At 65.3% G+C, this 13,714-nt stretch carries 11 protein-coding genes; 4 read left to right on the top strand and 7 right to left on the bottom strand.

Annotated elements, in window-relative coordinates:
* Positions 1-125 precede the first annotated feature (125 nt).
* Both Pla175_RS04705 and Pla175_RS04710 read left to right on the top strand, forming a co-directional pair.
* Positions 126-827: a metal-dependent hydrolase gene (locus tag Pla175_RS04705; RefSeq protein WP_145281582.1), complete on the top strand. Its 702-nt coding sequence runs from the start codon at positions 126-128 to the stop codon at positions 825-827.
* 147 nt (positions 828-974) lie between these two features.
* Positions 975-1,898, top strand: coding sequence for a DUF6263 family protein (locus Pla175_RS04710; RefSeq protein WP_145281584.1), 924 nt, complete (start codon positions 975-977; stop codon positions 1,896-1,898).
* 24 nt (positions 1,899-1,922) lie between these two features.
* On the opposite strand, the gene Pla175_RS04715 is transcribed toward Pla175_RS04710, so the two are convergent.
* Positions 1,923-2,234, bottom strand: coding sequence for a Rieske (2Fe-2S) protein (locus tag Pla175_RS04715; protein ID WP_145281586.1), 312 nt, complete (start codon positions 2,232-2,234; stop codon positions 1,923-1,925).
* A 133-nt stretch (positions 2,235-2,367) separates the two neighbouring features.
* A complete protein-coding gene (locus Pla175_RS04720; protein ID WP_145281588.1) occupies positions 2,368-2,943 on the bottom strand; it encodes a hypothetical protein in 576 nt (191 codons plus the stop codon).
* Between the two features lie 228 nt (positions 2,944-3,171).
* Between Pla175_RS04720 and Pla175_RS04725 the strand changes: the two genes are divergently transcribed.
* Complete coding sequence (locus Pla175_RS04725; RefSeq protein ID WP_145281590.1) at positions 3,172-4,242, top strand: 3-isopropylmalate dehydrogenase; 1,071 nt, start codon at positions 3,172-3,174, stop codon at positions 4,240-4,242.
* A gap of 100 nt (positions 4,243-4,342) precedes the next feature.
* Here the strand turns inward: Pla175_RS04725 and Pla175_RS04730 are convergent, their stop codons facing one another.
* Complete coding sequence (locus tag Pla175_RS04730; protein ID WP_145281592.1) at positions 4,343-5,560, bottom strand: TolC family protein; 1,218 nt, start codon at positions 5,558-5,560, stop codon at positions 4,343-4,345.
* Positions 5,561-5,782: 222 nt separating this feature from the next.
* The gene (locus Pla175_RS04735; protein ID WP_145281594.1) at positions 5,783-7,366 is read right to left on the bottom strand and encodes an adenylate/guanylate cyclase domain-containing protein; all 1,584 of its coding nucleotides are present in this window, start codon (positions 7,364-7,366) and stop codon (positions 5,783-5,785) included.
* Between the two features lie 72 nt (positions 7,367-7,438).
* On the opposite strand from Pla175_RS04735, the gene Pla175_RS04740 reads away from it, so the two are divergent.
* Positions 7,439-9,025: a cryptochrome/photolyase family protein gene (locus Pla175_RS04740; RefSeq protein WP_145281596.1), complete on the top strand. Its 1,587-nt coding sequence runs from the start codon at positions 7,439-7,441 to the stop codon at positions 9,023-9,025.
* A 47-nt stretch (positions 9,026-9,072) separates the two neighbouring features.
* Here Pla175_RS04740 and Pla175_RS04745 read toward each other — a convergent pair whose 3' ends face one another.
* From Pla175_RS04745 to Pla175_RS04755, 3 genes are all read right to left on the bottom strand, one after another.
* Entirely contained in the window at positions 9,073-12,003 is a 2,931-nt protein-coding gene (locus Pla175_RS04745; protein ID WP_145281598.1) for a secretin N-terminal domain-containing protein, read from the bottom strand.
* A gap of 194 nt (positions 12,004-12,197) precedes the next feature.
* Entirely contained in the window at positions 12,198-13,205 is a 1,008-nt protein-coding gene (locus tag Pla175_RS04750) for an isocitrate/isopropylmalate dehydrogenase family protein (RefSeq protein ID WP_145281600.1), read from the bottom strand.
* Between the two features lie 113 nt (positions 13,206-13,318).
* Entirely contained in the window at positions 13,319-13,705 is a 387-nt protein-coding gene (locus Pla175_RS04755) for a hypothetical protein (protein WP_145281602.1), read from the bottom strand.
* Positions 13,706-13,714 lie beyond the last annotated feature (9 nt).

The raw sequence follows: 13,714 nt of genomic DNA on the forward strand, positions 1-13,714 counted from the left end.
AAAGAGTCGGTCCATATCGCAGGCCGGGGCAGCCGACGGGCTCCGCCCCGTCGGCGCGTCTTGATTCCCGTATCCCCCCGGCCGCTTCCGACGGCGCACCCCGTCCACGCGGAGCTCCACTCCCTATGACGAAGATCACCTGGCACGGCCACAACACGTGGCAGATCGATACCGGAAAGCACACGCTGATTGTCGACCCGTTCTTCGACGACAACCCCGCCGCCAAGGTGAAGGCCGCCGATGTGTCGGCCGACTTCATCCTGGTCTCCCACGGGCACTTCGACCACGTCTCGGACGCGGCGAGCATCGCGGTGCGTACCGGGGCAACCGTGCTTGCGCCGTTTGAAGTCGCCAACTGGCTGAAGAAGCAGGGGGTCGCTGAGTCGAAGGCGGTCGGCATGAACCCAGGCGGGGGCGCCGCTCTATCTAAAGATGGGAAGCCCTTCGGTCGGCTGAAGATGACCGTTGCGCATCACAGCTCGAGCCTCCCCGACGGATCTTACGGCGGAGTTGCTTGTGGGCTGTTGGTCGATCTGCCTGGAGGTCGGGTCTACTTTGCCTGCGACACGGCGCTCTTCCTCGACATGAGGCTGATCGGCGCCGTGGGGATCGACCTTGCCGTGCTGCCGATCGGCGACCTGTTCACCATGGGCCCGGAAGACGCGGTCGAGGCGGTGCGGATGCTCGGCCCGAAGCGCGTCGCCCCGTGCCACTACAACACCTGGCCGCCGATCGAGCAGGACGCCGCCGCGTGGGCCCAACAGGTCCGGCTGCACACCTCCGCCGAGCCGCTAACGCCGGAGGTGGGCGAACCGTTCGAGCTCTGATTCCGAGTGCGTCCGCCGTTTGGAGACAAAGTTCGATGGCTCCCCGGCCCAACGGGCGGATGTTTAAGACCTGCTGCCTGGCGGCTCGACCATCCGGGCGAGGGGTTTTCCGTTACTTCGTGACTTCATTCCTACCGGAACGAATCGATGCTACGTCTGATTGCCTGCTGCGGGTCGCTCTTGATTTCTGCGGGGGCGGCGTTTGGCGACGCACCAACCCGTTGGAAGTTCGCTGAGGGGGAGTCGCTGCGGATGCGTATGCGGCAAGAGATGACCACCCAGGTCAACACGGGCGACGATCCGCCGGTCGCGACCGAGATGACCCAAGAGACGGTTGTCCGGTTCGACGTGACGGAGGTAAACAACGACGGCAGCGCGCAGGCGACGCAGACGATCGAACGCGTCGTGGTAGACGCGGGGAGCGCCGCTATCAAGAACACCCACTACGACTCTGACAGCGACGAACCCGCCGACGGCTTGGGCGCCATGACCGCCCCGCTCTTTGGCGTGCTGGTGGGGGCGCCGATCACTATGACCATCGGCCCGACGGGCGAGGTGAGCGACGTGACGCTCGACTCGAAGCTGGCAGAAACGCTCAAGAACAACCCGTTGGCCAAGACGTCCGGTACGGTCTTCTCCGAAGAAGGGATCAAGCGGATTGTACAGCAGTGCGTCACTCAGCTTCCCGCGGGAGCGTTAGAAGTCGGGCAAACGTCGACGGACCAGGTAGAGGTCGAGTCGCCGGTGGGCGTGCTGCGTCTCTCGACCACCTACACCTACGCCGGCCAGCGAACAGAAGCAGGCCGGACGGTCCGCGTCTTTGAGACGCGGACCGAACAAGCGATCGTCGATGGCGGCGAGCCCGCGGCCGTGAAGGCAGAGATTGTCGACCAAGACGGTGTGGGCGAGTTGGTGTTCGACGCCGAAGCAGGCCGGCCCGTATCGTCCAGCAAGCAGTCGTCGTTCACGATGAAGCTCAGCGACGGTGTCGACGGAGGCGCTAGGGAGACCCGCACGAAGCTGAAAGTGAGCTCCGCTTGGTCGGTGATCGAACCGGACGAAGCAGAGTAGTCCCGCCGCCGCCAAATGGGGCCGCTACCCGACCCGCACTTGCACCTCGCCGTCGACCTCGCGGACCTCGAACACGTCCACCCCGAGCCGCGGGTTGTCACACCACTTTCCGTCGGTGACCGAGAACCGCCAGGCGTGCCAAGGGCAGGTTACCTCCCCCTGCTCGTCTAAGTGGCCCGCGCTGAGCGAGGCGCCTTGGTGGGGGCAGAGGTCGTCGATCGCGTGCAACTTGCCGCGGAGGTTGAAGACCCCGACTTGCCGACCATCGACCGTGAACACACGCCCTTCACCCTCGGGGATGTCCCCTATGCGGGCGACCGTGACGAATTCGCTCATGGCGTTGAACGTCAACCATTGCGGGAGACGTGCATTCGGTTCAGGGTTCCAAGGCAGAGAAACGAGTTCGGGCGAGCGGGAAGTCCCCGCTCGCCCGCGATAGCGCTGTGTCGTTGCGTTCTTGGCGTTCTGGCTAGGCGACGGGCGGTTCTTCTGCCGGGGTCGCTTCCACGTCTGCCGGCTTGTGGCCGCGGGCGAATTCATATGCCAAGAAGACCCCCACCGCGATAAAGACAAACTGGTAGGGATTGGGGCTGGGTGGACCCCCCTTATCGTTGCCGGCGCGGAAGTCCGCGGGGACCTGACCCACGGCGGGAGCGGGCGCCGCCGCGACTTCCGGCTCGGCCGGCTCTGTGGCCTCCTCGCCTTCTCCTTCGCCCTCTCCAGCCTCGGGCGTCACCACGCGCGGGGTTTCCGGAGTAACGGGGTTCACGGCGTCGGCGCTCCGCTTGACCGCGGCGGCCGAGATCGCCTGCGCGGCGCCAATAATGCCGCCGAGGGCCACCAATGCCGCCAGCGCCCCGCGTAGGTAGCTGATCTTGTGGATCGACGCGCCGGCCGCCTTCCAGGCGCCGATCCCTGCAAACAGGCCGATGACGATCGCCATCCAGGATGCCTCCTTGTTCATGCCGAGCTCGATGCCCGCTTGAGCCGCGGCGCCTACTAGGGCCCCTACGATAGCGCCAATGATCGCTGGTCCGATGCCCATGGCGATTCCTCCGGAGACAAGATGGATTGAAGGCCGCTACTGGGCCAGGTTCTATGATACCGCACCGAGCCCCCATCGCGAAACGGCGCCGCCACAGAATTGGCGAGATTCTCAGCGGGTTCTGGGGGGCCCGGGGCCGCCTGACCAGACCGTCGCACGGCTGCTAGAATCGGTGCCTGGCCACGCTGGCCGGTTCGATCCACCGCTCCAAACCGCACCAAGAAACTTATGCCCAAGAGCTACCAGATCGCCGTGATCGGCGGCGACGGCACCGGCCCCGAAGTGGCCGCCGAAGGCCTTAAGGTCCTCAACGCCATCGCCAAGGACGAGGGGTTCTCCTGCAACGTCACGCAGCTTGACTGGGGCGGCGACCGCTACCTGAAGTCGGGCGAGGCCCTTCCCGCGGACGCGTTGGACCAGCTCCGCAAGTTTGACAGCATCCTGTTGGGCGCGGTCGGCCACCCGAAAGTGGCGCCCGGCATCCTCGAGCGCAAGCTGCTGCTCGACCTCCGGTTCGGCCTCGACCAATACATCAACCTACGCCCTGTGAAGCTGTTCCCCGGCGTCGAGACGCCGCTCAAGGGGAAAGGGCCGGACGACATCGACTTTGTCGTCGTGCGAGAGAACACCGAAGACCTGTACTGCGGCGCCGGCGGCTTCATGCACAAGGGCACGCCCAACGAGGTCGCGACGCAGACCGCCATCTACACCCGCAAGGGGTGCGAGCGGGCCATCCGCTACGCCTTTGAGTACACGCAGCGGCGTAACAACCCCAAGGGGAAGAAGCTGACCCTGGTCGCCAAGACCAACGTGCTGACCACCGGGCACGACCTGTGGTGGCGTGCGTTCCAAGAGTGCGCGGTCGACTACCCGGACGTGGAGACGGATTACAACCACGTTGACGCGTGCTGCATGTGGATCGTCAAGAACCCCGAGTTCTACGACGTGATCGTCACCACCAACATGTTTGGCGACATCATCACGGACCTTTCTGGGATGATCCAAGGGGGGATGGGGGTCGCGGCCGGCGGCAACATCAACCCCGAGCCGGGGGGCGTCAGCATGTTCGAGCCGATGGGGGGCAGCGCCCCCAAGTACACGGGGCAGGGGGTCATCAACCCCATCGCCACCATCAACGCCGTGAGCATGCTGTTGGACCGCATTGGCGAAACCAAGGCCGCCGACCGCGTCATGCAGGCGATCATGAAGGTCACCGGCACGAAGATGAAGAGCCAGAGCGCCGGCAAGATGGGCTACTCCACCAGCGAAGTAGGCGACCTAGTCATCGACGCCCTGTGAACAAGGCGAGCCGTCGGCGTAAGCCGCCGGAGTTTTCTTCGCACCGGATATCGATCTCATCCGCACGAAACTCCGTCGGCTGACGCCGGCGGCTCGCCCCTTAATTGCAGTTGCAGCGGCAGCAGCGGCCTTCGAGGCACGTGACCGCGGCGTAGCCGCATTCGACGCCCAGCAGGTGCTGGGCGCGTTTGAAGCGCACGTGCGCGATGTTCAGCTCCACGACCCGGTCGATCAGGTCGGATTCTGCCTGGAACACCCGGGCCCGTGCGGCGCTCCGCTCGAACACGGTTGTATTGTCTAGGTCGCGTCGCTTCTCGAGACGGAGCAGGCCCCGGCGTTGATCTTCCGCGGCGGCGGCCGCGAGCCGCACGCGTTGCTGCGCGGCGGCGATGTCGTACACGGCGCCCTTGATCTCCGCCGACGCCAGCACCCGCGCCTCGCCGATCAGCATCCGTAGCTGCCGGCAGCGGATCGGAAGCTCTTCCTGGGCACAGCCGTAGCACAGCAGCTTGTGGACCGGCTCGACCCGACCCAGGCTGCTGTCTGCGAAGGCCAGCACCGCCCGCGCCACCGGCAGCGTGTGCTGCTGCAGATTGCAGTAGACCACGCTCAGGCTGCGGACGTCGGTCCGGCTCGCGAGCCCCGTCTGCACGGCTTCTTCTGCGGACACGGTTGCGAAGTCGGGCGCCCAATCGACCTCGGGGCGGAACATCCGCGTCTCGTCCAGCGGGCAGCCGAGCAGCTTCTTCAACCGCCCGTTCAGTTGGATCCGGGTCTGCTCAAGCACCAGACGCGTGTCTTGCAAATCGGCGATCCGGACGCGGACCTCGTCTGCTTGGATGGCGTCGGGCGTCGGCAGCCCACGCTCGGCGAGCCGCTCGATCCGCGAGAGCGTCGTGCGCGACTCGGCGACCGCCATGTCGAGGTAGAGGCTCCGCGCCTCCAGGCCGGCCAAGTTATAGAACGCCTCGAGCGCCTCGCCGGCGGCCTTGTTGCGTGCGTCGGCAGCGCGGAGGGCCAGCAAGTCGCGGTTCAGGCAGAAGGCGTCGTCCACCTTGTCTGAATCGCAGGAGATCAGCAGCCGGGCGTAATGCCGCTCGAGCTCGATCGCCGCCGCTACGGTCGAGGCGGCCGCCGCTTGGCACTGTGCGGTCGGGGCGTCCAGCAGGTCAAACTCGTCTACCGGGGCGGGGAGCAGGCAGACCGGGCCGTCGCTGGGGGAAGCGGGGTCCATCGACAGCAGCGAGGCCAGGTCGGGAGGCTCAACCTCCGGGGCGCCCGGAGCGAACGAACACGACACCACCGGCCGACCGGGCATGCAGCCGCAATCGTGGCACCGGCATCCGGCGGCGAAAGCTAGCGCCGCTAGCACGATCGGTAGTATGCGAAAGTCCGCTGAAAACATGACGACCGTTGCGGCAGGAGTAATCCGGACCCAGCACTGGGTATCGAGTTTCGCTCGCGCCGCGCACAACGCCTGTCTGCGAAGTTCCGCAAGCGCCGGTGGAGCGGAGCTTGTCGGTTATGCACGTGGGAAGAGTTAGTCGCATTGTCCCGCCGCCAACGGGCTGTCGGACGTGGGGGCGAACACCGCGATAGGTTCCTCACGCCCCTTCACCCATTGGGGGGGGAGCGCCTCGATCGGGAAGTCGGCCGGAAGCCTGAGGCGGGTCGCCTCGGTGATCAACAAGCAGCGGGCCAGCGGCTTCGTGAGCGTCTCGACGCGGGAGGCGATGTTCACCGTGTCGCCGATAGCAGTGAATTCCTGCCGCCGCGGCGACCCGATGCTGCCGACAATCGCCGGCCCCGTGTTCACGCCGATGCCGATCCGCAGCCCGGGCCAGCCCGCTTGTTCCAGCTCCCGGGTGGCGCTGCGCAGCCGCTCCTGCATGGCGGTGGCCGCGCGCACAGCCGCCAGGGCGTGGTTCTCCGACCCGCCGCTCACGCCAAAGAGCGCCATCAGCCCGTCGCCAAGAAACTTGTTCACCATCCCGCCGTGCGACTCGATGGTCTCTACCGCCTCGCGGAAGAAGATGTTCAGCACGCTCACCACCTCGTCTGGGTCGTGCCGCGACGAGTGGGCGGTAAAGTCGCGTACGTCGACAAACATGACCGTGACGATCATCTCGGTCCCCCCCAACCCGGCGCCGCGGGCCAGGATCTGCCGGGCCGCCTCGTGGCCGACGTGGCGGCCGAAGGTCTCCTGCAGCCGTTCGCGTTCCCGGAGCCCCTCCACCATCCGGTTAAATCGGTCGATCAACGGGCCGAAGTCGTCTGCGCGGAGGTCGTCAACGCGGACGTCCAGGTCCCCTTCGGCCACGCGGACCGCCGCGTCCTTGAGCCGCCGCACCGGCAGCGCCACCAGCCGTCCCAGCATCCAGGCGGTGGTCAGACCGAAGGCGATGGCCACCGCGCCCACCGACAAGCCGAACTCGGGGGTCTGCCGGGAGGCTTCCGGCAGCACCAACAGCAGCACCAGGGCAATGATCGGGCTGGCGACGGCCGACACGCCGAACATCAATCCCCGCCCAGTGATCGAGAGCGGGTACGCCCCCGGCGTGTCGCAGGGGAGGTCGTGCTGGAAATAGACAGGGAACAGCAGCCGCTGGCTGGCGAGTTCCACCGCAAAGAAGCACTGCGTCACCGCGATCATTCCCGCGATAACAAACGAGGTCGCGAGGTGCCACAGCACTTCGCGGTCGACCGGTTCATCGCCCAGCAGCAGCGCTGCCCCGAAGACCGGGATGCAGATCAGCCAGCACACGCTCACGATCCGCAGCACCCACCACGGTAGGTTCACCGCAAACCGCTGTGCGTACAGCAGCGATCGCGGTTCGACCGGCCGCCCGGCGACCAGCGCGCGGTGGACGGGCTCGACCCACAACAGCGGGGTCGCCAGCACCAACACGCCGATCGGGTAGATCACCAAGTTGAACAGCCGCCAGCAAGCGCCGAACCGATCAAGCTGATGCGGCTTGAGCATCGGCTCGATCTGAATTTGATTGTAGGCGATATTGAAAGCGCTCCCCACCAGGTTGGGCGCCACGGCCGCAAGGGCCACGAGCAGCAGCCCGTATCGCTGAGCGGGAGAAAAACCAGGCGGTAGTTCGTGCGACGTGGTCATGCGATGGTTGGTTTGGGCAACACCTCTATCCTGGTCTAGTCTAATCCAACGAGCACCGAGGCCGTATCGCCGATGCCTACCCGCAAAACAGAACCGCCGGTACGCCAACTCGTGCTGGTGCTGGGAGACCAGCTCGACGTCGATTCTGCCGCATTTGACGGATTCGACGCCCAGCAAGACGCGGTCTGGATGGCAGAGGTCGATCTCGAAGCGACCCACGTTCGCTGCCATAAACTTCGGATCGCTGCATTCTTCTCTGCCATGCGGCACTTCCGCGATGAACTGGTGGGCCGAGGGTGGCGTGTGGACTACCACCAACTCAACGCCGACGGGCGCCGGGACTCCGGGCCCGACTTTCCGGCCGTGCTGGCAGCCGCGGCGCGCCGGCTCAATCCAAGAGCGCTTGTCGTCCTTGAGCCGGGCGATTGGCGGGTGCGGCAGTCGCTTCAGCAGAGCGCGGACGATCTCGGACTGCCGCTCGAGGTCCGGAGCGACCGACACTTCTTCGACACGATTGAACAGTTCGGCGCCTGGTCGGAAGGCCGGAGGACCTTGAAGCTAGAAGACTTTTACCGCAGCGCCCGCAAGCGGCACAACGTGCTGATGACCAGAGATGGCACGCCCATCGGAGGAGCTTGGAACTTTGACAAGCAGAACCGCAAGTCGTTTGGCAAGTCGGGTCCGATCGAGGCCAAAGCCCCACGCTCCTTCCGCCCCGACAGCGTCACCCAAGAAGTAATCGAACTAGTCGCTGCCCGCTACACGGATCACCCAGGATCGCTCGAGAACTTTGATCTGCCGGTAACGCACAAACAGTCCCTCGCCGCGCTCCGCGATTTTATCGATCATCGTCTCCCGCTGTTTGGCGAATACCAAGACGCGATGTGGACCGACCGGCCCTTCCTAAATCATTCGCGGCTATCGTTTGCGCTCAACTTGCACCTGATCGACCCGCGTAGGTGTGTTGATTCCGCGGTCGAGGCCTACGAGTCGGGCCATGCACCTCTTAATTCGGTCGAAGGCTTCGTGCGGCAGATTCTTGGCTGGCGAGAGTTTGTACGCGGCGTCTACTGGACCAAGATGCCCAACTACGTCGATCGCAATGCGCTCGACTGCGACGCGGACACGCAGGTTCCGGCTTCCTACTGGGATGGCGAGACCGAGATGGTCTGTGTACGGGACGCGATGCGTTCTGTCTTGAGCCACGGTTACGCCCACCATATTCATCGACTGATGGTGCTGGGACTCTTCGCACAGCTTGTGGGGGTCCACCCGCGGCTCTTCCACGACTGGCATATGGCGATGTACGTGGACGCGATCGACTGGGTGAGCCTCCCTAACACGCTGGGGATGAGCCAATACGGCGACGGCGGCGTCGTCGGCACCAAACCGTACTGCGCCAGCGGCGCGTACATCAATCGGATGAGCAACTACTGCAAGAGTTGTAAGTACGATCCTTCGGCCGCTACCGGCGGGAAGGCTTGCCCTGTGACGACGCTCTACTGGGACTTCCTTGATCGCCACCGCAAGCAGTTTGAGTCAAACCGACGGATGGTGTTTCAGGTGAAGAATCTAGAGAAAAAAGAAATCGAGCTGCCGGAGATCCGCGAGCGTGCGGAGGGGTTGCGGGCCCGGCTCGCTGCGGGGGATGCGCTCTAAATTAACGACGCGAGACGCCTGTCGGCTAAACGGGGTGGCGGGGACAGCTAGTCATTGCCGCGGCGGCGGTCTCCTCCGCGGTCGCCCCGGTCGCGATCACGCCGCGAATTGCCGTTGTCCCTCCCCCTGTCTTCACCCGATTCTGCCTGTTGGGGCTTGCCGCCGATCCAAGGGGTGCCCAGCGCGTCGGCCAGGGCCTTTTGCAACGATTCGGGCTGAACGGCGCCCGAGATCTGCCGTACCTGTACGGCGTTGTTGGGCTTTGCTTCGCTGTCGAGCAACTGGATCATGTCAACGATCCCGTCGAACAGCTCTTCCTGCGCCGAGACGATGATGACGTTGGAGATCTCGTCGACCCCCACGGACAGGGCGCCTTGGAAGCCTACCTTGACCGGCGCCGATTTCTTTTTTGAGTCGTCGGAATCGGCGCCCCCGCCGCCGTAGCGGATGACGGTGGTGGTCTCCTTGGCGCTGCCCGCCTTCTGGTCGGCGTCGTCGAACTCTTTGTCGCGCGAGCTCAGCAGGTCGCGGTACACTTCCTTAAGCGCCGCGGCGATCGTCCCCGCCTGCGAGTAGCGGATCTTGATCGTCGCCGTGCGTCGGCTCTTCACCGAGTCGTCTGGCGCGGGGATGTCGTAGGCCTTGATGAGCCGCTCGATCTCGGCGAGTTGCCCCGCCGACGCGTTTGCGGCCAAGATAGTGTTGGTGGCGGTGTCGTAGATAAGCCGCAGCTTGGGGCGTTTGGAAAGCCGCATCGCCGGCTGTTCGCCCCCTTCCCGGCGCCACGTGTCGCTCCAGTAGTCGTAGTACTGATTGCCTCCGTCGGACATGTCCTCCTCGAAAAACTCCGTCAGGTTCAACCAGACCGAAAAGGCAGAGACATGATCGACCTGGAAAATCTTGAACCGCTCTTCCTGCGGCGCCAGCGAACCGACCAGTTCTTCTAGCTTAGCGACCGAGTCGGGGTCGGACCCCGTGAGCACGATCCGGCCGTCTGGGGTCACCGTGATGGTTACGGCAGGGGGCTCGGCGGCCGTGGCCACCTCGGACCTGGTCGCCTCGGAAACAACCCGTGCCGGGACGCGGCGTTTGTCGGTCGATCGGTCGGCCGGCGGCGTCTCAACGGGGGGCGGCTCTTCTGCCGGCGCCGCCGCGGGCTTCGGTTCGGCCACGGACTGGTCGTCGATCTTCAGCTCTACCCCTCCGCCGACCGACGGCCACAGGGCGCGGAGCTTCTCGAGCAGCTCGTCGGTCGCCTCGGCGCCGATCGGATCGAGCACCTGCATCGGTTTGGCTGCGTACCCTTCGCCGGGGATCTCGCCCAACTTCACCAGCAGGGTTCGGACCTGCTCGATCTGCTCGTCGGCGCCGCGCACGATCAAGCGGTTGTTCTCGATGTCCGCGTCGACGCGCAGAGTGGGTTTGGGCGTGTCTTCTTCCTCGGGTTGGTCGTACCACGAATAGAAGTACCCGTTGCGGTTGTTGTCCTTCTTTTTTTCTTCTTCTTGGCCCCCGATGAGTGCCATCACCGTGCCGGCGACCGCGTCGACCGGGCGGCGTCGGATGTAGAACACCTCGATCCGCTCACGGGCGCCGTCCAGTTGCGAGATCATCCGCTCGATCGTCGCGTGGTCGTGCAGCGACGCACGCGCGAAGAGGATCTTCGCCTTGTTATCGGCGCGCAGCTCGGTGAGCGGATCGAGGTCGCCGATCTCTTCGAGCGTCGTCTGCAAAGTCTTTGGTTCGATTGTCTTCAGTTGGTAGGTCTCTGCCGTGCGCGTGGTGGGCGACCCGCTACTGCCCTGGCTCGATCCCGGGGGGGGGACGTCCAGGTACTCGATGGCGCGCTCAACGATCTCCATCTGTTCCCGCGGGGCGTTCACCAGAACGCTGTTCTCGTTGCGGTTGAAGGCGATGAAGACGGGCGGGCCGTCTTTGTTGAGCAGCTTCGACACGTCCTTGCCGGCGCCTTGCATCTGCGTCATCAGTTGCATCTTCTGCTGCTGGATCTGCAGCTCCATCTGCGACGGCCGCGACGCGGGGTCGAGCCCCAGCACCACGTAGAGGGTGTCGATCACCTTCTCCGCACGCGCGTGCTTCAGCACGAACCGTCGCGGGATCTGTTGCGGGGTGTTGGCCAGTCGTTCGTCGTTCAGCACCGCGCTGACCATCCGCAGGTTGGCGACCGCGTCGATCGCCAGCACGCGCCCGGTTGCCGTGAGCGGCAGCACCTTGGCGTTTGGGCTGAGCACCTGCTTGAGGTCCTCGACCACCTGCTTTGCTTCTAGGTCTTTCGGGAGGGCGAACGACACCTTCACGATGTCGTGCGGCTGGCGGTCGTAGAGCTCGTCTTCTTCGACACGCGGGATAAAGCTGGGATCGATCTTGTCGAGCTTGAAGACGCTCAGCACTTCCCCCTGCAAGAAGAGCCCGTAGCCGCGGGCCTGCAGGTGGCGGTTGATCAGGTCGCGCGACTCCGCGATCGTGTAGGCCCGTTGGGTCGATAGGTTCAGGTAGTCGCTAGGAAGCTCCTGCCAATCGAGGCTGAGGTTGCTGACGCTCGCCAGCCACTGCAGCACGTCCGGCCAAGGCTGCCCGGTAAACCCGAACTGCACGCGGCCGGTCTTGTCCGGTCTGACGTCGAACTCGCGGGGGTCGGGGGTGCGGGGCGGCTTGCTGGGGCGTTTGACCGGGCCGTCTTTGCCCTCTTCCTTCTTCTCATCCCCCTCCTTCTTGGCGTCTTCTCCTTCTTTGGTCTCCTGCTTGTTCGCCTCTCCTTCGGCCGGCTTGGCCTCGCCCCCCTTGGCGGGCTGTCCGGGCTCGACCTGCACCGGCTGACCCGGGCTCACCGGCGAGACGCGAACCGTGCTCGTCGCGCCGTCTGGCGTTTGGACGAACACTGCTTCTGCGGAGGCCCTCACCGGCAGAGAACAAACAACCGTCAAGAGGATCGCAAACAATGTTCTGTGATCGTGCATGACGGATCGGTCCGGAGGTAAGCCGGCGGGCTCAGTAGATAAGCAGACCGCGCCTTGGGGATCAGTATAGAACCCCGCGGACGCCAACACCAACTACTCGCGGTCACACCTCAGACGCGACCGGGCCGGAGAGCCATGCTAGGGCCCGACAGCCGGCCCCCATGGACAAAGAGCGGCGCCGCCGCCTGTTTTGTTCAATTATTTGTCATCGCAGCGATTACCGCGTCGGTGTACTCGTCCGTGCCGGCCGACCCCCCCAGGTCGCCGGTTACGGTCTCCGCGGCGCCGATCACGCCGCGGACCGCTTCCTCGATGCGGTCCGCCGCTTGTTTTTCGCCCAAGTAGCGGAGCATCAGAACGCCGCTGAGGATGATCGCGGTGGGGTTGGCCAGCCCCTTGCCGGCGATGTCGGGCGCCGTGCCGTGCACGGCCTCGAACACCGAGCCGTGGGCGCCGATGTTGGCGCTGGGGGTGACCCCCAGGCCCCCCACCAGGCCGCTCGCTAGGTCGGAGAGGATGTCGCCGAACAGGTTCTCCATCACCAGCACGTCGAAGTTTTTGGGGTCGAGCACCAGTTTCATCGCCGCGGCGTCGACGATGCAGTCGTCGAACGCGATGTCTTTGAACTCCTCGGACACCTGCCGGCAGGTGTCGAGGAACAGCCCGTCGCTGAGCTTGAGGATGTTGGCTTTGTGGACGCAGGTAACCCGCCCACGCCCCTGCCGGCGCGCCGTATCAAAGGCGAACCTTGCGATCCGTTCGCTCGCGACCTGGGTGATCACTCGCAGGCTCTCAACCACGCCCGGCACGACCGTGTGCTCGAGGCCGCTGTAGAGCCCCTCGGTGTTTTCGCGGACGACGATCAGGTCGACGTTGTCGTACCGGCTGACGATGCCGGGCATCGATCGCGCCGGGCGGTAGTTGGCGTAGAGCTGGAGTTTTTGACGGAGCTCGACGTTGACGCTCCGGTACCCCCCGCCGCTAGCGGTGGCCGTTGGGCCCTTGAGCGTCGCGTCCGCGGCGCGGATCGCCTCGAGCGTCTCGGCCGGCAGCGGCGAGCCGAGCGTCTCGAAGGCGCCGGCGCCGATCTGACGCTCCGACCACTCGATTTCAATTCCGGTAGCGGCAATCACGCGTTGAGCGGCGGCGGTGACTTCCGGGCCAATCCCGTCTCCGGGGGCCAGCACGATTCGGTAGGGCATGGTGGGTCGCTCTGGGGGGTGGGGTCGCGGGGGCTGTATCGTATCGCGCATTGCTTGCAAGCAACACGGCGAGCCAGCGACGGTCCGGCGACCAGACCGATCGGGGGCAACCGCTAAGGGCGGGCGTCCGGCGGCGCCACCAACGCCGAGGCGCCCCCCGCCGTAACGCCGATCACCAGAACCCCTTCCGTCGGGGGCTGGTCGAACACGGGGGCCAAGTACGGAAAGACCTCGGGCGCCTCTCGGCGGCAGTCGTCCCAGGCGATCGCCCGCGCAAACAACGTGGCGTCTTCTTCGTCGGCCTCGGCCAGGGCGTCGTCCACGGCCTCGTCCCCCAGCCAGCCCCGGGCGATGGCGCCCCCTACCTCGTCTTCGCAGTCCACCAACCACACCACGGGCTGGCTGACCCCTTCTGCGACCGCGTCGTCCAGCGTTTGGAACACGAGCCCCAGCGAAGACTCGACCATGGCTTGTTGCTGTTCAAGAGGGTCGTCGTTCATGGAATGGAC

The sequence above is a fragment of the Pirellulimonas nuda genome, assembly GCF_007750855.1.
Taxonomy (GTDB): domain Bacteria; phylum Planctomycetota; class Planctomycetia; order Pirellulales; family Lacipirellulaceae; genus Pirellulimonas; species Pirellulimonas nuda.

Coding starts and splice junctions, on each gene's coding strand:
- Pla175_RS04705 (WP_145281582.1), top strand. CDS start 126: ATGACGAAGATCACCTGGCACGGCCACAACACGTGGCAGATCGATACC.
- Pla175_RS04710 (WP_145281584.1), top strand. CDS start 975: ATGCTACGTCTGATTGCCTGCTGCGGGTCGCTCTTGATTTCTGCGGGG.
- Pla175_RS04715 (WP_145281586.1), bottom strand. CDS start 2,234: ATGAGCGAATTCGTCACGGTCGCCCGCATAGGGGACATCCCCGAGGGT.
- Pla175_RS04720 (WP_145281588.1), bottom strand. CDS start 2,943: ATGGGCATCGGACCAGCGATCATTGGCGCTATCGTAGGGGCCCTAGTA.
- Pla175_RS04725 (WP_145281590.1), top strand. CDS start 3,172: ATGCCCAAGAGCTACCAGATCGCCGTGATCGGCGGCGACGGCACCGGC.
- Pla175_RS04730 (WP_145281592.1), bottom strand. CDS start 5,560: ATGCCCGGTCGGCCGGTGGTGTCGTGTTCGTTCGCTCCGGGCGCCCCG.
- Pla175_RS04735 (WP_145281594.1), bottom strand. CDS start 7,366: ATGACCACGTCGCACGAACTACCGCCTGGTTTTTCTCCCGCTCAGCGA.
- Pla175_RS04740 (WP_145281596.1), top strand. CDS start 7,439: ATGCCTACCCGCAAAACAGAACCGCCGGTACGCCAACTCGTGCTGGTG.
- Pla175_RS04745 (WP_145281598.1), bottom strand. CDS start 12,003: ATGCACGATCACAGAACATTGTTTGCGATCCTCTTGACGGTTGTTTGT.
- Pla175_RS04750 (WP_145281600.1), bottom strand. CDS start 13,205: ATGCCCTACCGAATCGTGCTGGCCCCCGGAGACGGGATTGGCCCGGAA.
- Pla175_RS04755 (WP_145281602.1), bottom strand. CDS start 13,705: ATGAACGACGACCCTCTTGAACAGCAACAAGCCATGGTCGAGTCTTCG.